The 21,455-nt window shown below is 63.9% G+C and carries 19 protein-coding genes and 5 tRNA genes; 11 read left to right on the plus strand and 13 right to left on the minus strand.

Annotated features, from left to right (window positions below; translation table 11 throughout):
* Window positions 1-19 precede the first annotated feature (19 nt).
* A complete protein-coding gene (locus tag H2O77_RS01395) occupies window positions 20-844 on the minus strand; it encodes a hypothetical protein (protein ID WP_107335632.1) in 825 nt (274 codons plus the stop codon).
* Window positions 845-1,461: 617 nt separating this feature from the next.
* On the opposite strand from H2O77_RS01395, the gene H2O77_RS01400 reads away from it, so the two are divergent.
* Both H2O77_RS01400 and bfr read left to right on the plus strand, forming a co-directional pair.
* Window positions 1,462-1,665 carry a bacterioferritin-associated ferredoxin gene (locus tag H2O77_RS01400; RefSeq protein ID WP_043333196.1) on the plus strand — a complete coding sequence of 68 codons (204 nt, stop codon included), beginning with the start codon at window positions 1,462-1,464 and terminating at the stop codon, window positions 1,663-1,665.
* Window positions 1,666-2,064: 399 nt separating this feature from the next.
* On the plus strand, window positions 2,065-2,544 hold the full coding sequence (gene bfr, locus H2O77_RS01405) for a bacterioferritin (protein WP_043333195.1): 480 nt from the start codon (window positions 2,065-2,067) through the stop codon (window positions 2,542-2,544).
* A gap of 93 nt (window positions 2,545-2,637) precedes the next feature.
* Here bfr and H2O77_RS01410 read toward each other — a convergent pair whose 3' ends face one another.
* The 8 genes from H2O77_RS01410 to H2O77_RS01445 all read right to left on the minus strand — a co-directional run bounded on the left by H2O77_RS01410 (window position 2,638) and on the right by H2O77_RS01445 (window position 9,250).
* Window positions 2,638-3,759: a 5-(carboxyamino)imidazole ribonucleotide synthase gene (locus H2O77_RS01410; RefSeq protein ID WP_215823746.1), complete on the minus strand. Its 1,122-nt coding sequence runs from the start codon at window positions 3,757-3,759 to the stop codon at window positions 2,638-2,640.
* Between the two features lie 3 nt (window positions 3,760-3,762).
* Window positions 3,763-4,281: a 5-(carboxyamino)imidazole ribonucleotide mutase gene (gene purE, locus H2O77_RS01415; protein ID WP_043333193.1), complete on the minus strand. Its 519-nt coding sequence runs from the start codon at window positions 4,279-4,281 to the stop codon at window positions 3,763-3,765.
* A 221-nt stretch (window positions 4,282-4,502) separates the two neighbouring features.
* Window positions 4,503-4,760, minus strand: coding sequence for a DUF1653 domain-containing protein (locus tag H2O77_RS01420; RefSeq protein ID WP_225996526.1), 258 nt, complete (start codon window positions 4,758-4,760; stop codon window positions 4,503-4,505).
* Between the two features lie 65 nt (window positions 4,761-4,825).
* The gene (gene tcdA / locus H2O77_RS01425) at window positions 4,826-5,710 is read right to left on the minus strand and encodes a tRNA cyclic N6-threonylcarbamoyladenosine(37) synthase TcdA (protein WP_215824444.1); all 885 of its coding nucleotides are present in this window, start codon (window positions 5,708-5,710) and stop codon (window positions 4,826-4,828) included.
* Window positions 5,711-5,910: 200 nt separating this feature from the next.
* Complete coding sequence (locus H2O77_RS01430) at window positions 5,911-6,840, minus strand: pseudouridine synthase (protein ID WP_240548670.1); 930 nt, start codon at window positions 6,838-6,840, stop codon at window positions 5,911-5,913.
* A gap of 131 nt (window positions 6,841-6,971) precedes the next feature.
* Complete coding sequence (locus H2O77_RS01435; RefSeq protein WP_215823747.1) at window positions 6,972-7,808, minus strand: DNA-binding domain-containing protein; 837 nt, start codon at window positions 7,806-7,808, stop codon at window positions 6,972-6,974.
* Window positions 7,805-8,764: a DUF692 domain-containing protein gene (locus H2O77_RS01440; RefSeq protein WP_215823748.1), complete on the minus strand. Its 960-nt coding sequence runs from the start codon at window positions 8,762-8,764 to the stop codon at window positions 7,805-7,807. The genes H2O77_RS01435 and H2O77_RS01440 overlap by 4 nt, the downstream gene beginning before the upstream one ends.
* A 219-nt stretch (window positions 8,765-8,983) precedes the next feature.
* On the minus strand, window positions 8,984-9,250 hold the full coding sequence (locus H2O77_RS01445) for a hypothetical protein (protein ID WP_197738697.1): 267 nt from the start codon (window positions 9,248-9,250) through the stop codon (window positions 8,984-8,986).
* Between the two features lie 267 nt (window positions 9,251-9,517).
* Here H2O77_RS01445 and H2O77_RS01450 point away from each other — a divergent pair, with 267 nt between their 5' ends.
* A complete protein-coding gene (locus tag H2O77_RS01450) occupies window positions 9,518-12,016 on the plus strand; it encodes a fatty acid cis/trans isomerase (protein ID WP_215823749.1) in 2,499 nt (832 codons plus the stop codon).
* A gap of 225 nt (window positions 12,017-12,241) precedes the next feature.
* Here the strand turns inward: H2O77_RS01450 and fnr are convergent, their stop codons facing one another.
* The 4 genes from fnr to H2O77_RS01470 form a co-directional block, all read right to left on the minus strand.
* Complete coding sequence (gene fnr, locus H2O77_RS01455; protein WP_043333190.1) at window positions 12,242-12,991, minus strand: fumarate/nitrate reduction transcriptional regulator Fnr; 750 nt, start codon at window positions 12,989-12,991, stop codon at window positions 12,242-12,244.
* 288 nt (window positions 12,992-13,279) lie between these two features.
* The gene (locus H2O77_RS01460) at window positions 13,280-13,558 is read right to left on the minus strand and encodes a hypothetical protein (RefSeq protein ID WP_107335626.1); all 279 of its coding nucleotides are present in this window, start codon (window positions 13,556-13,558) and stop codon (window positions 13,280-13,282) included.
* Between the two features lie 25 nt (window positions 13,559-13,583).
* On the minus strand, window positions 13,584-14,201 hold the full coding sequence (locus H2O77_RS01465; RefSeq protein WP_215823750.1) for a cbb3-type cytochrome c oxidase subunit II: 618 nt from the start codon (window positions 14,199-14,201) through the stop codon (window positions 13,584-13,586).
* Window positions 14,198-15,688, minus strand: a complete 1,491-nt coding sequence (locus H2O77_RS01470) for a cbb3-type cytochrome c oxidase subunit I (RefSeq protein WP_215823751.1) — start codon at window positions 15,686-15,688, stop codon at window positions 14,198-14,200. Before H2O77_RS01470 ends, H2O77_RS01465 begins: the two co-directional genes overlap by 4 nt.
* A 321-nt stretch (window positions 15,689-16,009) precedes the next feature.
* Here H2O77_RS01470 and H2O77_RS01475 point away from each other — a divergent pair, with 321 nt between their 5' ends.
* The 8 genes from H2O77_RS01475 (at window position 16,010) to H2O77_RS01510 (ending at window position 21,428) form a co-directional block, all read left to right on the plus strand.
* Entirely contained in the window at window positions 16,010-16,876 is an 867-nt protein-coding gene (locus H2O77_RS01475; RefSeq protein ID WP_240548671.1) for an alpha/beta family hydrolase, read from the plus strand.
* 216 nt (window positions 16,877-17,092) lie between these two features.
* Window positions 17,093-17,168, plus strand: a tRNA-Val gene (locus H2O77_RS01480).
* A 78-nt stretch (window positions 17,169-17,246) separates the two neighbouring features.
* Window positions 17,247-17,323 (plus strand) — tRNA-Asp (locus H2O77_RS01485).
* Between the two features lie 41 nt (window positions 17,324-17,364).
* Window positions 17,365-17,441 (plus strand) — tRNA-Asp (locus H2O77_RS01490).
* Window positions 17,442-17,490: 49 nt separating this feature from the next.
* A tRNA-Val gene (locus H2O77_RS01495) sits at window positions 17,491-17,567 on the plus strand.
* A gap of 4 nt (window positions 17,568-17,571) precedes the next feature.
* A tRNA-Asp gene (locus H2O77_RS01500) sits at window positions 17,572-17,648 on the plus strand.
* 475 nt (window positions 17,649-18,123) lie between these two features.
* The gene (locus H2O77_RS01505) at window positions 18,124-20,151 is read left to right on the plus strand and encodes an NADPH-dependent 2,4-dienoyl-CoA reductase (protein ID WP_215823752.1); all 2,028 of its coding nucleotides are present in this window, start codon (window positions 18,124-18,126) and stop codon (window positions 20,149-20,151) included.
* Between the two features lie 203 nt (window positions 20,152-20,354).
* Complete coding sequence (locus H2O77_RS01510; protein ID WP_215823753.1) at window positions 20,355-21,428, plus strand: pyridoxal-phosphate dependent enzyme; 1,074 nt, start codon at window positions 20,355-20,357, stop codon at window positions 21,426-21,428.
* Window positions 21,429-21,455: the final 27 nt, after the last annotated feature.

The raw sequence follows: 21,455 nt of genomic DNA on the forward strand, positions 1-21,455 counted from the left end.
CCGCGAGTGCAGGGCTTGTTCAGACGCCCAGCAGGCCATCCAGGCGCGTGATGATGCGCTCCACGCTGGCGCGCGATACCACCAGGCTGTCTTCCTGTGCCGCCGTCTCGGGCAGCTCGCGCGGCAGGTCGATCACCGCGGTGCCCATGCCTTCCAGGCGCACGCCCTCACGATAACGCACGAAGGACAGCTGACCGATCGGACGCTGGCCATCGTGATCGAGGCGCGCCAGACGCGTGAAGGCGCTGACGGTATCGAGCACCGGCGCGCTGGTCAGCGGCAGGTGCGTCAGGCGCCATGCCAGCCAGCCATCGATGTCGACGGCTTCATCGCGCAGGGTGGCGAACCAGTGGCGCGCCTGATCCAGGCGGTAGCGAGCACGGCCCTGCTTGTCGAGCCACAGCACGTCGGCGCTGGCCTGACGCGGGCTTTCCAGCTCGCCCGGCAGGTACAGCCAGGATTCGGTCAGGCGCTGCAGGGCGCCCGGCAGCGGCTCATCCAGGGTGCGCTCGTTGAGGGAGTCCAGCGCCGCGCTCAGGTCGCCCTGTTCCGCGCTCTCGCCGGTGTTGGAGTAACCGACGTTGTAGCGCCAGACGCGATCGGAAATTTCCTGGGTGACCACGTGGTCATGGGGCAGAGCGATATGGCTCATCAGTTCACGCGCGTTGCAATGCTCATCCACCAGGCCTTCACGGCGGGCTTCACGATAGAGATTGCGCAGCAGCGGGGTCAGCGGCAGACGGTGGTGGTCACCGAAGCAGCTGCCGGCGTCGCGGACGGCGTCCAGATCAAGTGGCAGGTGGGACGTGGCGTGATGATCGGCGGTGGCGAGTTGTACTGACATGATATCGGGCTCCTTGCGGATTGGCGTTCGGAAATCGGCAGATAGGGCAACAGCAGACGGATTCAGGCCGGTCACGGCTTCAGCATGGCGCCCATCATCGGCATGCCGATGCGGGTCATGGCCATGAGGAGGCGGAGCGACGGAATCTCTTGCAGTGTCCTGTTCATGTTCTTTCCTGATTGCCTGGCGGGGCGTGGCAGTCATTTGCCTTCATCGTGACGCGGCGCTTCCCGTGAGCGAGGAGCTGGGCTGCGTTCGAGTGACCCGCCTGAGTGATCGGCTAGCGATGACTCATTATGTTTTGGTGCGATTGTTTTTCGAATTGCATAAAAAATCGTTATACATACTAGCGGCCTCGTGTGAAATCGCAACCCTACCTTTCTGTCAGCCACGGGCCATCATTCTTTATACGGCGCTGGCTTTCCCCGCGGCAATGGCTTTGTGAGGCTGATGTGGCCTGCTTATGACATCGTGTGTTCCGCAACCGCAAACCGGCCAGAAATCGCCTCGCTAAGTATTTGATATAACGTGTGAATGAGAATTTTTTGCAGTCAGGTGTTGCGCATGTTTCTGCGAATCATTTACATTTGTCTCACTTGGAGTGAGCGAGGTGAGCCATGTACGTCTGTCTGTGCAAAGGTGTGTCAGACCACAAGATCCGCGAAGTCGTGGAACAGGGAGCGCGCAGCTTCCGCGAAGTCCGTGAGCAGACCGGCTGCGCGACCCAGTGCGGCAAATGTGCCTGCATGGCCAAGACCATCACTCGCGAAGCGGTCGCGCGTGAAATGATGCCGGCAGAGGATCTCGCCTACGCGGTGTGATGCAGGCTCGAGCCGAGGCTCGCCTGCCGGCGACTGACACTCCAGTCGCCGCGCTGTCCATTGCTGCGTGATCCGTTCTCGTTGAATCCCGGCAAGTGCTCGCTTGCCTGACGCCCGCCACCTGGTCTCAAGACCGGGCGGCGGGCGTTTTCGTATGGGCGCCAGGCAATCCGGTGTCGGTCGCCACATGACAACGCGGATACCAATCTTTCCCATTTGCGCCTAAAAGTCGACAACTTGTTGGTATGTCTCGAAAAATTCATGTTTTTGCGCCATACTTGCCGCACCTGATCGATAGGGCACGCCTGACGTGCCCGCGCTGCGCCTGATGCATGCCGTCATCAGGCGCAGCACAGAACCTGACGCAAGCAGCAACCCTGACAAGAGAGGAATGGCGACATGAAAGGCGATCCCAAGATCATCGAGCATCTCAACACCATACTGGCCAACGAACTGGTCGCCATTAATCAGTACTTCCTGCATGCGCGCATGTACAAGGACTGGGGCCTCAAACGCCTGGCCAAGTGGGAATACGACGAGTCCATCGAAGAGATGCGTCACGCCGACACCCTGATCGAGCGCATCCTGTTCCTGGAAGGTCTGCCCAACCTGCAGGACCTCGGCAAGCTGCGCATCGGCGAGAACACCAAGGAAATGCTCGAGTGCGATCTGGCGCTGGAGCACCAGGCACATGGCGATCTGAAGGAAGCGATCGCCTACGCCGAACAGGTTCGCGATTACACCTCGCGTGATCTGTTCCGCAAGATCCTCGACGACGAGGAAGAGCACATCGATCACCTGGAGACCGAGCTGGGCCTGATCGAGAAGGTCGGCATCGAGCTCTACCTGCAGAAGCAGATCCACCACGAGATCGACTGATTCCGTGGCGGCTCGCTGAGCCGTGCCGAAACGAAAACGCCCCCGCTGCCGATGGCAGCGGGGGCGTTTTGTCTTCAGTGGCGCAGAACCGGCTTACTTGCCCAGTTCATTGACCAGCAGCGCTTCGACAGCCGCGATGCGGGCGTCGAGGCTCGCCTTGTCGGCGGCCAGAACCGTGATGTGGCCGATCTTGCGCCCCGCACGCGGCGCCTTGCCGTAGTCGTGCAGACGCGCGCCGGGGATGGCGAGCACGGCGTCACGTTCCGGCATGCGGCCGATGATGTTGAGCATCGCGCAGGGCGTGAGCAGTGCGGTCTCGCCCAGCGGCATGCCGGCGACGGCACGCAGGTGATTCTCGAACTGGCTGGTGACGGCGCCTTCGATGCTCCAGTGACCCGAGTTGTGCACACGCGGTGCGATCTCGTTGGCCAGCAGGCGCTCGCTGCCATCGGCGTCCTTGACGACGAAGAACTCGAAGGCCATCACGCCGACATAGTCGAGTTCGTGCATCACCTTGAAGGCAGCCGCCTCGGCTTCGGCCTGCAGGCCGTGGGAGTCGAGCGGCGTGGAGCAGTGCAGGATGCCGCTGCGATGTTCATTGCTCGACAGCGGCCAGGCGCGTGTCTCGCCATCGCGACCGCGTACCGCGATCACCGAGACTTCGTGATCGAAGGCGATGAAGCCTTCCAGGATCAGCGGCACGCTGCCGAGTTCGGCGAAGGTGTCGGCGACGTCGGCCATTTCGCGCAGCACCTTCTGGCCCTTGCCGTCATAGCCCAGCGTACGTGTCTTGAGCACGGCGGGCAGACCGATGGTCGCGACGCCCGCTTCAAGGTCCGCCTGGCTGTCGACCAGCGCCAGCGGCGGCACCTCGATGCCAAGACGCATGAACAGCGACTTCTCGCTCCAGCGGTCACGCGCGGTATCCAGGGCGCCAGCCGGCGGGAAGGTCGGGCGCTCGGCCGCCAGACGCGCGACGGCGTCCGCCGGCACGTTCTCGAACTCGAAGGTGATGGCGTCAGAGGCTGCCACCAGTTGCGTCAGGGCCGCATCATCCTGCCAATCGGCGCAGAGATGATGACCGTGGACGCGACCGCAGGGCGAATCCGAAGGATCAAGGAAGGTGAAGCGGGCATTCAGGGCGGCGCCGGCCTGAGCCAACATGCGGCCCAGCTGACCGCCGCCGACGATACCGAAGCGGAACGGCTGGCTCATGGCTTACTCGCCTCCGTGGGACAGGCTGGGTGCGTCGGGGCGCGGGTCCGGATTGTCGAGCACACGGTCGGTCTGCTCGGCACGGAAGTTGATCAGCGCGGTGCGGATGGCCGGGTACTTGTTGGCCAGCTGGCTGGCGGCCAGCAGCGCGGCATTCACGGCACCGGCGCGGCCGATGGCCAGCGTACCGGTGGGGATGCCGGCAGGCATCTGCACGATGGAGAGCAGGGAATCGACACCCGACAGCATGCTGGACTGCACCGGCACGCCCAGCACCGGCAGCCAGGTCTTGGCGGCACACATGCCCGGCAGGTGCGCCGCGCCACCGGCACCGGCGATGATGACCTCAAGGCCACGCTCGGCAGCGGTATCGGCATAGTCGAACAGCAGGTCGGGCGTGCGATGGGCAGAGACGACCTTGACCTCGTGTTCGATCCCCAGCGCTTCCAGGGTTTCGACCGTATGGCACATGGTCGCCCAATCCGATTTTGATCCCATGATGACACCAACCAGTGCGCTCATGCTTCCTCCGCTCTTGACGTGGTATGAACCAGCTCACAGTGCCTGCCAGACGTGCCGAGCAGTGCGCTGTGTGGGCGTGGCCGAGCCGCGCGGGCAGATCATGCCCGCAAGCGGCTCAATGCGTATGTCTGGAAAAACAAGCGGCGCAGTATAGCACCGCGACCGACAGGCGGCATGTACCTGTCTGGTCGGTCAGGATGTGGGGGCGGCAAGGCCGCGGATCAGCAGGACCACGCCGAAACCAGCGCGAAGCGTGGCACCGGCTCGCCCTGGATCTCGACGTTCTCCATGAACATGCTCAGCGGACGCACCCACAGCCCGCATTCACCATACAGGGCGCGATAGACCACCAGCAGCTCTTCGGTCTCGCTGTGGCGACTGGTGCCGATCACTTCGTACTGCGCGCCCTTGTAGTGGCGGTAGAGGCCCGGCACGGGACGATTTTCCGGCAGCGGCGGCATGGCAGGCAGGTCAGTCATGGCAATTTCCTTGAGGGTGAAGCAAGAAGCGAGAAGCCAACAGCAAGAGGCGAAAAGCAGGCGTATCAGTCGACAGCGTTCGGTGCATCAGCCACAGAGGTGTCATCAGCGACAGGCGTGGCCTTGGCACCGCGGCGTGCGATGCGCGCCAGTGCGCGGGCAGCGGCGGTGAAGCCGAAGCTGCCGGTGACGAAGGTGGCCGCGCCGAAGCCGCCGGCGCAATCCAGGCGCGTGGCGCTGTCGCCGGGCTTGGTGGCACACACCTCGCCGTCGGCGCCGGGGTAGGTCAGCTGCTCGTCGGAATAGACGCACTCGACATCGAACCGGCGCTTCAGGTTGCGACTGAAATTGTAGTCGCGACGCAGCAGTGAGCGAACGCGCGCCAGCAGCGGGTCCTGCTCGGTGCGGGCGAGATCACCGATCTGGATGCGCGTCGGGTCGAGCTGGCCACCGGCGCCGCCCGTCACGGTCAGGCCCAGCTTGCGCCGCTTGCACCAGGCGATCAGCGCTGTCTTGGCGGGCACGCTGTCGATGGCGTCGATGACGTGATCGAGGTCGTCGTGGATCAGCTCGGCGAGGTTGTCCGGCGTGACGAAGGCCGAGATGGCGTGGATCTTCATCTGCGGCGCGATCAGCTGGCAGCGCTCGGCCAGCACCTCGACCTTGGGACGACCGATCTGTCCATCCAGCGCATGCAGCTGACGATTGACGTTGGAGACGCAGACATCATCGAGATCGATCAGCGTCATCTCGCCGATGCCGGAGCGAGCCAGTGCCTCGGCGCTCCAGCTGCCGACACCGCCGACCCCGATCACCGCGACATGCGCGTGGCGGAAGTGGGCGAAGGCGCTGGCACCGTAGAGGCGGCGGATGCCGCCGAAGCGGAAGTCGTAGTCGTCTTCTGCGGGGGCCTGACTGGCAGCGCCGGCCGCAAAGAAGCTCTCCAGCATTCGTTCGCTGGCGGAGGGCGTGCTGTCGTGGGGCGACGGCTCGCCTGAGGGCTTGCGGTCAGGGCTCTGTTCTTCAGAGCTTTGGTTTTCAGAACTCTGCTGTTCTGGGCTCATGTCGGTCGAGTCCGGGGTGTCGGAAGAGGTGGTCATGCGCAGCTCGCGAATCTCGGGGGAACGGGTGGCAGTCGGCAGGGACGCGCTCAGTCAGCCGGGTCGCCGGCGGTCGCATCGAGCCAGTGTCTGGTCGGGCGCTCTGCCAGATGTTCAGCGTAGCGTTCGGGCAGATGGCCCAGCCAGCCGAAGCGCTCCATCAGTGCCGCGTAGGCACCTTCTGGCGGACACGACAGGCCCAGCCAGCCGCCCTCGGGGTGAGGAAGCTCAAGCCCGACAGCCGCCAGCAGCAGGCGGGGGCATTCCAGTGTCGTGGCGAAGTAGCGATTGTAGTTGCCCTTGCCGTGCTTGGCGTCGCCGATGATCGGGTAGCCACGGCGTGACAGGTGACGGCGAATCTGATGGCGGCGGCCGGTCAGCGGACGGGCCTCGACCAGCGAGAAGCGCGACTGCGGATAGCGATCGATGGCGATGGGCAGCTCGACCTGTGCCAGGCGGCGCGTGTCGGTGATGGCTTCCTGCTCCGGCATCTCGGCCTTGGGCAGCTTGCCATCTTCCTTGCGCAGGCCGTAATCGAGGCGTTGCTGCTCGGGCGCGACGCCGCGCACTATCGCCAGATAGCGCTTGCTGACCTGCTGCTCCTCGAAGGCGGTGCTCAGCTTGCGCGCCGCCTGGGGCGAGAGGCCGAACACCATCAGCCCTGATGTCGGGCGATCGAGGCGATGCACGGGGAAGACATGCTGGCCGATCTGGTCGCGCAGACGCTGAAGCAGAAACTCGGTCTCGTGCTTGTCGATGGGGCTGCGGTGCACCAGCAGGCCCGATGGCTTGTGAACCACCACCAGCACCTCATCCTGGAACAGGATGTCGAGTGGCTCAGCGGGTTCAGTCAGCTCAACCGGCTCAGTCACCTCAGCAGACTTGGCCTCGAGAGGCTTTGGCGTGGCGTCCGCCATCGGCGCAGGTGTCTGAGGCGCCGTCGGCGCGTCGGAGTGCAGAGCATCAGGAGAAGAGGGCATGGGCATCACGGCAGCAGGAAGACGAAAGCCGACCATCGCAATGAGGGTCGGCGTGTATTGTCCGGCTTTCGCCGCTGGCTGTCATGTCCGCTGTGGCGTCGGGCGCGGATGCCTGATGTCAGGGCCTGATGTCAGGGCCTGATCAGCAGTCCGGCGGCGAGCCACTGCACCAGCAGGTTGATCGCCACGCCCGGGGCTTGCTCTGCCCCCACCTGCGGCGTCAGCAGCTCACCGAGCCGGCCGAAGCTCAGGCCCTCGTCTCCGGCCGCGAGGATGGCGCCGAGAGCCAGGTCCTCCAGCGCATCGAGAGAGCGATAGTGCACCTCGGGCGCGCCAGCGGTGGGCTGACGCCAGACGATCCAGGGCGTGGGCGTATCGGACTCGACCGGCGCGCGTGGCGGCTCATCGCTGTCGATGGCCTTCCAGATGGCCGGCGTATCGAAGTGGAACAAGAAGCGCTTGAGGGACGGATGCGCTGCCAGGGCCAGCTCGGGCCACTCATCAGGGGACAGCGTCTGCAGGGACTCGGCACGCAGCGGGGCGCTGTCCACCACATCCAGCGCCAGCCCCAATGCCCACTCGAAGGCGGCCATCTCGGTGACCAGGGAGCGCTCGGGTTCGCGCGCCGCGACGAAGGCCGGGAAATGCTGGCCGGCCCAGCGAATCGAATAATGACTCGGCGGATGGGCCGCGAGGTAGTCACGACACAGCAGCCCGAAGGCGTCATCGCCGATCAGGGTGTGCACGGCCTCGAAATCCCCGCCGAAGACCTCGAAAAGCCGCAGCCGATAGGCCATCGCGTAGATGTCGAGGCGCTCCTCGGCACTGGCAAGCTGATCACTGATGACGGCCTTGGCCGCCGCGCTGCGGGTGTCAGGGCTCGGTGTCGCGAGGTAGGCGCCCGTGGTCTCCTGCAGTTGCATCAGGGCGCTGCGATCAGCACCGCCTGCGGGGCTCGCTTGCGTCATGCGCGCAGCCCTCCGTGGTCTGCCGTCTGGTTCGCGCGCGCGGCATCCGCCAGCGGACGACCACTACGGCGACGCAGCTCGGCGTACTCCTGCATCAATTCCGACCAGGGCGGGAAGTTGTCGTCGCGCTCGATCATGGTGGCGACATCGCCGAAGCGCTCCCGCGCGGCGTCATACAGCGTCCACACGGCGTCCGGGACGGGCTGGTCATGGGTGTCGATGCACAGCTCGCCGCCGGAGACCTCCTGCCGGATATGCCCGGCCAGATGGTGCTGCCAGACGCGCTCTGCCGGCATGGCATCCAGATAGGTCAGCGGGTCGAAGCCATGATTGTGGCTCGAGACGATGACGTTGTTCAGGTCGAGCAGGATCAGGCAGTCGGCACGGCGGCTGACCTCGGCCAGAAACTCCCATTCGCTCATCTCGTCAGGGCGCCAGGTCAGATAGCTGGAGACATTTTCCAGCAATAACTGACGGCCGAGCGCGTTCTGGACCTGATCGATGCGTTCGGCCAGATGGTCGATGGTGGCATCGGTATAGGGCAGCGGCAGCAGGTCGTGGAACTGATGCGCGCCGGTGCGCGTCCAGCACAGGTGGTCGGAGACCCACAGCGGTTCGATGCGCTCACACAAGGCGCGCAGCTCGCGCAGGTAACGGCTGTCGATGGGATGGCTGCCACCGATGGACAGCGAGACGCCATGCAAGGCGATGGGGTAGTGCTCGCGGACTCGCTCGAGATGATGCAGTGGCTTGCCACCGGCACTCAGTCCACCAGTACTCAGACCACCGGATTCGCTGGCGCCGTGGCCCATGTAGTTCTCGCTGATGGCCTCGAACCAGTCGATGTCCGGCAGCGTCGTCAGAATCTCGTGGTAGTACTCGGGGCGCAGGCCCAGCCCTTGACCGACACCGGCGCTGGTGGGCGTGGGCAGGCGAGCGGTGACAGCTGTCGTCATGCGTGAGTCCTCTTCTGAGCGAAGGCAGAGGGTGCGGAAAAGGGCGAGGCAGAGGGCGAGTCAGGAGCGCTGAAAGACACCCGCCAGGGTTCCCGGACAGAAACAGAGCCAGAACCAGAGCTAGAGCCAGAACCAGGAACGGGAGGACGGTGTGCCGTCCTCCCGTCGGGAATTCGCCAGAGGCGCCTGCCAGGGCAGACGCCTCTGCGTGCCTGAGGATCAGCCCTCGACGACAGTACCACCTTCGCCGACACAGGATTCAGCGCTGGCAGTGTACGACCAGCCCTGGCCCTTGCAGGCGTTGTGGCCCTTGCAGGCGCTGTTGGCGGTCGCGCATTCGGAGGTGCCCTTGCAGGAGTTGATGCCGGAGCACTTCACGGCATTGTCACCGGCGTGCACCGGCAGCGAGGTCAGGGCGGCAGTGGAGAACAGCGCGGCGGCAGCGGCGGCGAAGGTGGCAGCAGTAACGGTCTTCTTCATGGTCATGATGGCTTCCTATCGGGCAGGGCCCGTATTTTTTGAATTATGGATCAGGAACATCGTGGCCCGCTTGCGTCAGACAGCTCGTTCAGGCGGGTCATGAAGTCATACGCCGTCAAAATAAAGTTGGATGCGGAAACGCCAAAAAAATCTGACATCATTGTTCACTATGCTTGGAAAGGCAGTCTTGCCGAATTCGTGAGCCTGCTTATGGTACGCTTTCGCCATCATCTGCCCGATTGCCGATATCCCTTCCTCTTGCTGGAGTTCCCCATGCCGGACCTACTTCGACGCCTGTGGCGCATACCGCGCTGGCGCTGGAGCATCGTGCTCGTTCTACTGTTGGGGGGCTGCAGTGCCGTCGCGATTCATCAGCTCGATGAGCGTTTCGGCCCCGCGTCACCGCGTGAGCGGGTGGTGTCACACGACAGTCTTGCCGGGCGTCAGTGGGAGGATGAGGTCAAGCCGGTGATCGAGACGCGCTGCGTGGTCTGTCATGGCTGCTACGACGCTCCCTGTCAGCTCAAGATGTCATCGGCCGCCGGGATCGATCGCGGCATGAATCCGGCGCCGGTCTACGATGGCACGCGCCTGCTGGCGGCCAATCTGACGCGCATGTTCGAGGACGCGGACACCACCGAGCAGTGGCGCAGCATGGACTTCTCGCCGGTGCTCAATGAGCGATTCGATTCTCCGGCCGCCAATCTGGAGGGCAGTGTGCTGTTCCGTGCGCTCAGCCAGAAGCGCAAGGCGCCGCTGCCGGTGACGGAAGATGGCCTATTGCCGGAAGACCGCTTCGACCTGTCGCTCAATCGCAGTCAGGTGTGTGCCCCCGTCGAGGGCTACGACAAGTTCGCCGAAGACCATCCTGACTGGGGCATGCCCTACGCCCTGCCACAGGTCAGCGATGAAGAGCACCGCACGCTGGTGAACTGGCTGGCCAAGGGTGGCGCGATGACGGGCCCGGCACCGCTGCCCCAGGCGCTGATGCCGCATATCGAGCAGGCCGAGCGCTTCTTCAATGGAGACAGCCTCAAGCAACGCCTGATGAATCGCTATATCTACGAGCATCTCTTCCTGAGCCATGTGTATTTCCCGGGCATCAAGGGCGCGGATGGACGGCCGATCTTCTTCAAGCTGGTGCGTTCCAGCACCCCGCCGGGCGAGCCGATCAAGCGCATCTCCACGCGCCGCCCCTACGATCCACCCTATGCCTCCTACACCGGCGATGAGCGCGCGAGCATGCCCCACGATGACGCCGGGCGTCCGCGGGTCTATTACCGTCTGTGGCAGGAGCGCGCGACGATCCTGGCCAAGAATCATCTGCCCTATGCGCTCGATGATGCTCGTTTCAAGCGCTGGCGGGCGCTGTTCCTGGCGCCGGATTACCCGGTGGATGACCTGCCGGATTACGACCTCAAGACGGCCTCGAATCCTTTCCTGACCTTCGAGGCCATTCCGGCCGAGTCACGCTATCGCTTCATGCTGGATGAGTCGCAGAACACCATCATGGGCTTCATCAAGGGGCCGGTCTGTCGCGGGCAGGTCGCGGTGGATGTGATCAATGATCACTTCTGGGTCGGCTTCACTGACCCGAAGATGTTCAGTCACCCGGAAGTGGAACGCACCCTGGCCGAGGAAGGGAAGAATCTCAGCCTGCCCGCCGAGCAGAGCAGCAATGCGTTGCCGATCAGCTCCTGGGTCAAGTTCGAGAGCAAGCAGACCGCCTATCTCAAGGCCAAGCAGCGCCTGATGTCCCAGGCCTATCTCGATGGCGATCTGCGCCTGGATGAGCGAGTGCTGTGGGACGGCAGCGGCTGGACCGAGGGCCCCGGCCAGGGGCGCAACCCCAACGCGGCCCTGACCATCTATCGCCACTTCGACAATGCGGCGGTGATGAAGGGGCTGGTCGGTGGCGTGCCCAAGACGGGCTGGATCATCGATTACCCGATGCTGGAGCGCATCCACTATCTGCTGGTCGCCGGCTTCGATGTCTACGGCAATCTCGGCCATCAGCTGGTCACCCGTCTGTACATGGACTTCCTGCGCATGGAAGGCGAGAACAACCTGCTGGTGCTGTTGCCGGCAGGTGAGCGCCAGGCGGTGCATGACAGCTGGTATCGCGACGTCAGCCCCGGCCTTGGCGAGCTGCTGTTCAAGAAGCCGCCGCAGTTCGATGCGCCCAGTGGCATCGTCTGGACACCGCAGGAGCTGTCATCGCCGGACCAGGCGCGCCTTGGGCTGATGCGGCGCATGCAGGAGCGCCTCGCACCGGAACTCGGCCATGAGCGCAGCCTGAGCAATGTCGAGGATGAGCATGTGCGACATGAGCTGCAGGCCCTCGCTGCGGTGCAGGGAGTCTCGGCCAGCCTGATGCCGGAGGTGACGATCGTCGCGCTGGAGGATGGCACTGATGACTCGCCGCGCCTTTACAGCGTGCTGCGCAATTCCGCCCACGCCAACATCACCAGTCTGTTCGATGAGGAGGAAAATCGCCGTCCTGAGGAAGACACTCTCGATGTCTTGCGGGGCGTGGCGGGCGATTACCCGAATGCCTTCTGGCGTCTGACGCCTGACACCCTGACGGGGCTGGCAGAGCGTGTGGCGGCACTCGAGACCGAAGAGGACTATCGCGCCCTGCAGGCCGATATCGGGGTGCGCCGGACTGACCCGCGCTTCTGGGAGTTCTCCGACAGCGTGCTGCGCACCAACTATGCTGATCGCCCTGTCGAAGCGGGCCTGCTGGACTATAACCGCCTCGAGAACCGCTGATCGCCAGCGAAGGCCGAGACAAGCCCTATTGTCATGACTATCTGGGCTGTCAGGGTTGTCAGGGTTGTCAGGGTTGTCAGGACGACTGACGACTGGCCTGACAGAAAGAAGAAGCCCGCCACGCAAATTGCGTGGCGGGCTTCTGTCTTGTGTGGTGCCGGCATGGCGCCCTGGCGGCGGATCAGCGCAGTGTCGCTCAGCGTGTTGTGCTGTCAGCAGGCGTCATCAGCGACCACCCTGACACTCGCCTTCGGCCAGTTCGATCAGGCCATCCAGATGCAGGATATGCACCTCGCGGGCACGAATGTCGACCAGCCCCTGGGTCTGGAAGCGGGTCAGGATACGGCTGATGGTTTCGACGGCCAGCCCCAGATAGTTGCCGATATCGGCGCGTGCCATCGAGAGGCGGAAGCTGTACGGCGAATAGCCACGGCGACGGAAGCGCTGTGACAGGTTGACCAGGAAGCTCGCCAGTCGCTCATCGGCTGTCTTGCGCGACAGCAGCATCATCATGCGGCGATCTTCGTGCAACTCCTTGCTCAGGCTCTTGAACAGCTGGGTCCTCAGCTCCGGCATCTGCTCCGAGAGCGCATTGAGGCGGTCGAAGGGAATCTCGCAGACGGTGGTGGTTTCCAGCGCCACCGCAGTGCCGGGATAGCAATTGCTGTCGATGGCATCCAGCCCGGCCAGCTCGCTGGGCAGGTAGAAGCCGGTCAGCTGCTCCATGCCGCTGTTTTCATTGGTGATCTGCTTGAGACTTCCGGAGCGCACCGTGAAGACGCAATCGAAGGCATCGCCCTGGGTGAAGAGTACTTCCCCTTTTCTGAGTGGCGCGCGACGGCGGATGATGGCGTCAAACTGGTCGATATCTTCCATGTTCAGTGCCAGTGGCAGGCACAGTGAACTCAGCGAACAGGTCTGGCAGCGGGCTTCATGGGCGCGCAAGCGGTGTGATGCCTGTGCATTGGCCGTCATGGTGACTCTCCTGAGGAATGTCACCGCTACCCCTGGGGCAGGGCAGCGGAGGGGTCTTTCGGGCGCAACGAATGGTGGGGCGGGGCCTTGTCGCCCGCCGCTACCCTGCTCAGCCGATGTGATTCGAGCGGCCAGGGTCTGAGCGCTCATCGGCTGGGGCAGTGCAATTTCGTGGCGCCATAATATTAGATTTTATTAATTCATTATCCTGCCCAACCCATGGGCGTTGCAAGGTGTGTGAACTTTAGGCCTGGTTGGCCCCGCATGACCATACCGCGACGACCTGCCTCAGCCAGCTGCGCCGAGCAGCAGGATCAGTGCGCCGGCCAGCGTCGCCAGTGCCAGTATGCCCCAGGCACGTGGCGCTGGTGTGTCAGGCTGACGTACGCCGTTGATGCGATGTTCCTGCATGGGGCCATCGCCTTCGCGCTCGTCGCTGTCAGCGCTGGCGGCGCGCGAAAGGCTGCCCAGTGCCAGCATGGCGAACAGCACCAGGCTGCCCAGCGTGAGGGCCAGCACCCAGAGATTCCAGAACAGGGGGAGTCCAGTTGTCTCCAGCAGATTCATGTCGTGTCTCCTGAGCGGTGTCCTGTCATGGGTCGCGGCTGGCGATGTCGCTCGCGGGGGCGGCCTGCTGCAGGTAGGCGAGCAGCGCCGTGATTTCGGCAGTGCCACGCACGTCATTGGGGGCGGCGAGAATCTCGTCTTCCGCGTAGGGCACGCCCAGGCCTTGCAGGGCTCGCATGCGGGCCGCGATGCCTTCGCCGCTCAACGCCCGCTCGAACAGCCACGGGTAGGCGGGCATCGCTGAGCCCGGCACCTGACTGCGCGGGTCATTCAGATGCAGGCGCTGCCAGGCGTCATCATGCTGCGCAGGCAGCTGGCTCAAATCCGTCCCCCAGCGCTCGACGCCCCAAAGCGAAGGGCGGTCGTAGTAGCGCTCCCGGGCGATCGTCGCATCGCCGTGGCGCGCCGTATCGCCCGGTAGATCGCGCACCATGCGTGTGTGGCATTGCTGACAGCCCTCGCGTTGGTAGATGCGCTGGCCCTCCAGCGCCAGGGCGCTCAGCGGTTTGAGGTCTTCGGGTGCGCTGGCGAGACTGGGGTGAGCCCCGAGCGGCACCAGCTGGGCGAGGGCGCCGAGGCTCATGGTGAGCAGGCATAGTGCCGTCATCAGGCCGGCGTGACGTTCGAGCAGGACATGTCTCATGCGTAGTGCCCTCCCGAGGCTGTGCCAGGGGGCGTGGTAGAGGGGGGCGCAGAGTGCCTGGCAGGTTCTGATGATGCCTTGTGCGAGCCGGAGCTCAGGCGCTGGCGCTCGTGAGCGGCTTGGCGTTCGCTCTTTTGATCAGCCAGGGTGCGCGTCACATTGAGGAGCATCAGCAGCAAGCCGAGCGCCCAGCAGGCGAGCCCGCCCAGCGAGATCATCATCGGCATGCGGGCCACTTCCAGCACCTCGCTCAAGGTATATAGCGGCCTGCCGTCATCTGCCGGCACATGCCACATGCTGCCTTGAAGCAGCGTGGTGGCCCAGCTGGCGGCAACGCACAGCAGGGTGCCGATGATGGCCAGCAGGGAGTGCGTCCTGAGCAGCGCGAGGGAGCGCATCGGGGGCAGCAGGTGGTAGGCCATCACGATGGCGACTGTCGCGACTACCCCCAGGCTTGCTGCCGGCGACAGACTGTTGGCGGCACTGAAGGTCAGGGCGTTGAGTGTCGGCAATGACAGCAGGCTGTATTCAAGAACCGCGAGGGCGAAGCTGATCAGAGCTGCCGCCAGCAGGCAGTTAAGCGGATCCCGGCGCAATGAGTGCCAATCCTCCTTGAGTGTCATCAGGCCATTGAGGCTGAGTGCCAGCCCCGGCGCCAGCAGCAGGATGCCCATCGCCATGCCCAGCGTCTGGCTCCAGGCCGGCAGGGCGCTCGCGAACAGCAGCGGAGCACCTCCCCATGTCACCAGCAGCACCAGCATCCAGAAGCTGGTGGTGGCCAGCCGGTGCGAGTAGAGCGGCAGCCGCGAGCGGCTCGTCACCATGTGATGGAGCAAGGCAATGAGGCCGAATGCGAACATGCCGCCGGGGAGTGGCCCTGCCTGCCAGCGCTGAATCAGTGCCTCGAGGCTGCCCGTGAAGAGCGGTATCGATTCAAGCAGGCCGATCGGCACGCTGAGCGAGATCAACACATGCTGTATCAACACCAGCATCAGGCCGGCGATGAAGTACCAGCAGGCCACCGGCAGGCGGCGCAGCGTGCGCTGTTCCAGCATTGTGAAGAAGACCCACGCCACGGCCAGCCAGACGAGGGTCATCAGGAGATCGACGAGCCAGGGCGCTTCGGCCATGTACTGGCCCGAGGAGTAGCCTGCGACAATCGCCAGTGCGCCGAGCGCGACCACGGCCTGCCAGCCGAGGAAGGTGAAATGCATCAGCTTGAGCGTGAAGGGGGGCAGTGCGATATCCGCTATCGCCGTCTCGGCGTCCGTGCGTGATTCGCGTTGCAGGACACTGTGCATGGCGATGGAGTAGCCGCCGGCGATCACTGCCGAGCCGCCCAGACCATAGAGCAGCAGGTGATGTTGCAGGGGAGCGAGGCGGCCGTAGCTCAGCCAGGCCACTTCCGGCCCCAGCGAGGGCCATAGCCAGATGAGGTTGAGCCATACGGCCAGACAGAGGCTGAGCAGGCCCCAGATGACGGCCATGTGAGCGAAATCATGGCTTGCGTGATGATGGTGGTTCACGCGGGGATGGCAGGCCGAAGCCTCAAGAGCTGTACGCATATCACGACCTCGTCGGCAGTGGGCGAAAGCGCAGTGCTGGTGGAGACGGTGCTGGAAGCGGCGCTGCGGGAGCGGTCATGTCATCGACGCCCCTGTCAGGGCAGCAGGGCTGGCGCTGACCGATATCACGCGCGACCATGACCGACTGACAGGCCATCCCTCGCGCTGGAATGCAGCGTTTACCCCTCATCGGTTCCAGCGTTGTCTGGCGCGAGCCGTACGAGATCAACAGGAGAATTTCGCTTGCCCGCCGTCACTTCATCATCGGACGAAGATGCCAATGCGTCCAATACGGCTGAGGTTCCCAGCCCTTACGCCGAGGAAGGCTTTGGTGTTGCCAGCCTGGCCGATGTCGCCTCGGAGCTTGCTGCCCGCCAGACCATGTCCCACGACGCGCTGGCCGCGCGAGGGCCGTGGCGAGGCTGGTTGGCGGAACTGGGCCCGCTTGAGATCCATGGACGACCGGAGCGTGCCCTGCTGTTGCATGCACATGGTGCCGGCGCCGGGCGTGAGACCGACTTCCATCAACAGTTCGGCGCTGCCTGCCTGATGCAGGACATGGCGTGGCTGGCATTCGATTTCGGCTATCTCGTCAGGATGCGCTGCGAAAGCCGTCGCCGACCGCCGCCCCGGCTGCCCGGGCTGATCGAGGAGATGGCGCGCTGGTGTCAGGCGCTGATGGCGTGTGTGGCGGCCGTCGACTCCTTGCGATCGCTGCCCTGGCTGGTCGGCGGCAAGTCGATGGGCAGTCGTGTGGCCTCCCATCTGCTGGTGGAGTTGACCCGGGCGGCGCATGCGCGGTTGCCGGTTGGGTGGTACGCGCTGGGCTATCCATTTCATCCCACGGGCAAGCCCGACAAGTTGCGCATCGACCATCTGCCGGATATCCCGATGGCGGGGGTGATCTGTCAGGGCAGCCGCGATCCCTTCGGAACTCGCGAGGAAGTGACGGAATATCCGTTGCCGGAAAGCCTTACATTGCATTGGCTGAATGATGGCGAACATGATTTCAAGCCACGAAAAGCGAGTGGCGAGACGCGTGAAGGACTGATTTCGCGTGCGGCGCAGGCCTTGGCCAATCACCCGGCGCTGGGCGGAAAACGGCAGTGAATCGCCACCATGCGAGGGGCATTACCCTGGCCTTCGATGGCGACAGCGGCATGTCAGAATGATGACGCAACGCTGATGTTTACTGGCCTGCAGGCGAGATGCAGCGGGAAAGTCCTGTCTTATCAATACTCTGTCGCGGACGATTGCTGAAATTGCGCGCAAAAAAAGTATTGACTCATGGGCCGGATTCCGTAGAATGCAGCGCCAACGAGACAGGGGTGGTTAGCTCAGTTGGTAGAGCACCAGCCTTACAAGCTGGGGGTCACTGGTTCGAACCCAGTACCACCCACCATTTGAAAAAAGTCATTGCTTTTCAAAGCGTTACTTGATTAAATGGCCTGGTTCGTTAGCAGAAGCAAGCGATTGTCGTGGACCGGTAGTTCAGTTGGTTAGAATGCCGGCCTGTCACGCCGGAGGTCGCGGGTTCGAGTCCCGTCCGGTCCGCCATTCTCGTTTGTGATGCGCCCGATGTTGAGTTGTTCTGAAGTGGACCGGTAGTTCAGTTGGTTAGAATGCCGGCCTGTCACGCCGGAGGTCGCGGGTTCGAGTCCCGTCCGGTCCGCCATCAGAATCGCGAGATATCACCGCTGCTTGCAGCAAAGATCGTTTGTGTTGGGTGATTAGCTCAGTTGGTTAGAGCACAAGCTTCACATGCTTGGGGTCACTGGTTCGAATCCAGTATCACCCACCAATGCGGACCGGTAGTTCAGTTGGTTAGAATGCCGGCCTGTCACGCCGGAGGTCGCGGGTTCGAGTCCCGTCCGGTCCGCCATTCGATCTCATGGAATTCGTGAAACCCGAGCTTTCGAGCTCGGGTTTTTGCGTTTCTGGCTGTCGGAAAGTCTTCAGTACTGATCCAGCCCCACTTGTCTCCCTGTCCTTGCCTCTTTCCTCTCTCTTATCTCTTCTCGACCTTGCCATGTTCCAGGCTTGTCGGTCTTCCCTGGGCACATCACGACATTTCGTTCTTTCCCGTTGATGGGTGTCCTGCGCGGTTGCTCACCTTTTTGATGTCATCACGGATGTCATTCGCAATGTGGCCTTTGGGAGTATTGAGCCCATGGCGCGATGCTCTACACTGGGATCACTCGTTTCATACGACCGTTTGCCATCTGTCATCAGTCGTTGATGTCCTGACAACCTGTTACTGACGACCATGACTGAGTGAGTGTTGCTGATGAGAGTGGCGGCGGCGCGATATAACAATGATTGTCCGAGGTGCTCGAGACAGCCAAGGAGAGACCGCAATGACTGCCTATCCGAATATCTTCCGTCCGCTGACGTTGGGCCACATCACGCTCAAGAACCGTGTGCTGATGGGCTCGATGCATACGGGGCTGGAGGAGGCTCCCAATGGCTTCGCGCGCCTGGCGGCGTTCTATCGTGAGCGTGCACGCCATGGGGTGGCGCTGATCGTCACGGGCGGTATCGCGCCGAACGCGGAAGGGGCTGTCATGCAGGGAGCCGCGAAGCTGACCACCCCGGAGGAGGCGGTGCACCATCGCGAGGTCACCGAGGCGGTGCACGCCGAGGATGGGCGCATCTGTCTGCAGATTCTGCATGCGGGGCGCTATGCCTACTCGCCGGATCATGTCGCGCCCTCGGCGATTCAGGCGCCGATCAACCCCTTCACGCCACGCGCGCTGAGCACGTCAGAGGTCAAGGAGCAGATTGCTGACTACGTGCGCTGCGCCAGCCTGGCACGCGAGGCCGGCTATGACGGCGTCGAGGTGATGGGCTCGGAAGGCTATTTCATCAACCAGTTCATCTGTCGGCGCACCAATCAGCGCGAGGATGAGTACGGGGGCAGCTTCGAGAATCGCATCCGCCTGGCGGTGGAGATCGTCGCCGGTATCCGTGCCGCGCTGGGTGAGGACTTTCTGATCATCTATCGCCTCTCGATGCTGGACCTGGTCGATGAGGGCAGCACCTGGGAGGAAGTGGTCGCGCTCGGCAAGGCCATCGAGGCGGCAGGGGCGAGCCTGATCAATACCGGCATCGGCTGGCATGAGGCGCGTGTGCCGACCATCGTCACCAGCGTGCCGCGCGCTGTCTTCACGGGGCTGACCCAGCGCATGAAGCAGGAGCTCAGTCTGCCGCTGATCACCACCAATCGCATCAACATGCCCGAGGTTGCCGAGTCGGTGCTGGCCGAGGGCCATGCCGACATGGTGTCGATGGCGCGGCCGTTCCTGGCGGACCCGCAATGGGTCAGCAAGGCCCTGGCGGACGATGCTGCCATCATCAATACCTGCATCGCCTGCAATCAGGCGTGTCTCGATCACACCTTCCAGATGAAGCTGACCTCGTGCCTGGTCAATCCGCGTGCCTGCCATGAAACCGAGATGGTGATCGAGCCTGCGCGACATGAGCGCCGCGTGGCAGTGGTGGGCGCTGGGCCGGCGGGACTGTCTGCCGCCGTGACGGCGGCCGAGCGTGGTCACGAGGTGGTGCTGTTCGAGGCGCAGTCCGAGGTGGGTGGCCAGTTCAATTTCGCGCGCCGCATCCCCGGCAAGGAAGAGTTTGACGAGACACTGCGTTACTTCAACGAGAAGCTGGTGCGTTGTGGGGTCGAGGTGCGCCTCAATACTCGCGCCACCGCCGAGATACTGGCGGAATTCGATGCCGTGATTCTGGCCTCGGGGGTGAAGGCGCGGACGCCGGATATCGAGGGTGTCGAAGCCGGTATCGAGCGGGGTCAGGTGCTCAGCTATGCCGAGGCGATCAGTGCGCCGGAGCGGGTCGGGCGGCGCGTGGCGTTGATCGGGGCTGGCGGGATCGGCTTCGATGTCGCGGAGCTGATGACTCACGTCGAGCCGTCGCCCTCGCTGGATGGTGAACTGTGGTGCGAGGAGTGGGGGGTGGATCTCTCGGTCAGCACGCCTGGCGGCCTCAAGGCACCCGTGGTGCCGCAGGCGCCTCGTGAGGTGTGGCTGCTGCAGCGCAAGACTTCCAAGCCCGGCAAGGGGCTGGGCAAGACCACTGGCTGGGTGCATCGCGCGACCCTCAAGCAGCGTGGCGTCAAGATGGTCGCCGGCTGTGAGTATCGCTCGATCGACAGCGAAGGCCTGACTGTCAGCCTCAATGGCGAAGAGCAGCATCTGGCGCTGGACAGCATCGTGCTGTGCGCCGGTCAGGATTCGGTGCTGGAACTCAAGGCGCCTCTGGAGGCGGCGGGGGTGGAGCTGCATATCATCGGTGGCGCCGACAAGGCGGCAGAGCTGGATGCCAAGCGCGCGATCGCGCAGGGCACCATGGCGGCCGCTGCCCTTTGAGTTGACCGCGATCACGCATGGGGATATTCAGCGTTGAGCTGAGCCTGACCACTGCCTAGACTGATGGAAGCCACCGCGGACGCCGTGCCTTTGCTGCATGTGCCTCCGTGGTGGCTTTGTCGTCTTCAGAGTTTGCCTCGGGCGCCGCGCCAGCGGCTCGATGCACTCTGATCTCTGCCTTGCCGCCACGATGGGATCTGCTCATGTCACCGCACGCTGCCGCCTCACGCCATGCCACCGCTGAGGCTCTGATGCCGGACACAGAGGACAGTCCTTTGCCGCCTCACAGGGAGGATGCTCGGACTTCATCATCGCTGGCCGCCTCCCCGCCGGTAGCCGAGACACTGGACAGCCTGCTGGATCTCTTCACGCCGCCAGCGGTCGAGCGCCTGGCGTGGCCGCTGGCCGATGAGGTCGGTGTGATCGTCGAGTGCCTGCGCGCCGACACGCTGGACAGCGAGATTTCCGGCAACAAGGCCTGGAAGTTGCGTCTGCCGCTGGCCAGGGCGTTGAGCGAGAAGCGGGGCATCATCAGCTGTGGGGGTGGTTGGTCGAACCATCTGCATGCGCTGGCGGCGGCGGGTGCCAGATTGGGCATCGAGACGCATGGCCTGGTGCGCGGGCATCCCGAAGCACCGCTGACGCCCACGCTCGCCGATGCGCGCGACAATGGCATGCGCTTGAGTTTCGTCTCGCGAGCCGAGTACCGGCAGCGCGATCAGCCTGATTTTGCCAGGCGCCATGGCGAGGGAGTCTGGATTCCCGAGGGTGGCGGTTGCGTGGAGGGCGTCGCCGGGCTGGCACCGTTGGCTCAGGCGCTGGCCGAGCCGGTGCCGGGCGAATCTGCGCCGCAGCTGGTGCTGCTGGCCTGTGGCAGCGGTACGACGCTTGCCGGGGTGCTGAGTGCGCTGGGCGAGCGCGATGGGCTGCGGGTCATCGGGGTGCCGACCATGAATCATGGCGATCAGCTCTACCATCGTGTGCGTCGCCTGCTGGCGGAGAGTGGCGGCAGCCAGCAGAAGACGCCGGAGTGGGGCCTGTGGCTGGGGGCGCAGGCCGGCGGCTTTGCCAAGGCGCCTGACTGGTTGATCCAGTTCATTCAGCGCTTCGAGGCCGAGACCGGCGTTGCGGTGGAGCCGGTCTACACCGCCAAGCTTTTTGCAGCGCTGGCGCATCATCTGGCCAATGGTCTGATCGCACGCGGTACGCGCATTCGCGTGCTGCACAGCGGGGGCTTGCAGGGGCGGCGAGGTTATCCGGCGTTGCAGGCCATCTGAGGGTGCTGGCGAGGCGAGTGTCATCTA

Source organism: Cobetia sp. 4B (genome assembly GCF_018831605.1).
GTDB classification, from domain to species: Bacteria; Pseudomonadota; Gammaproteobacteria; order Pseudomonadales; family Halomonadaceae; genus Cobetia; species Cobetia amphilecti.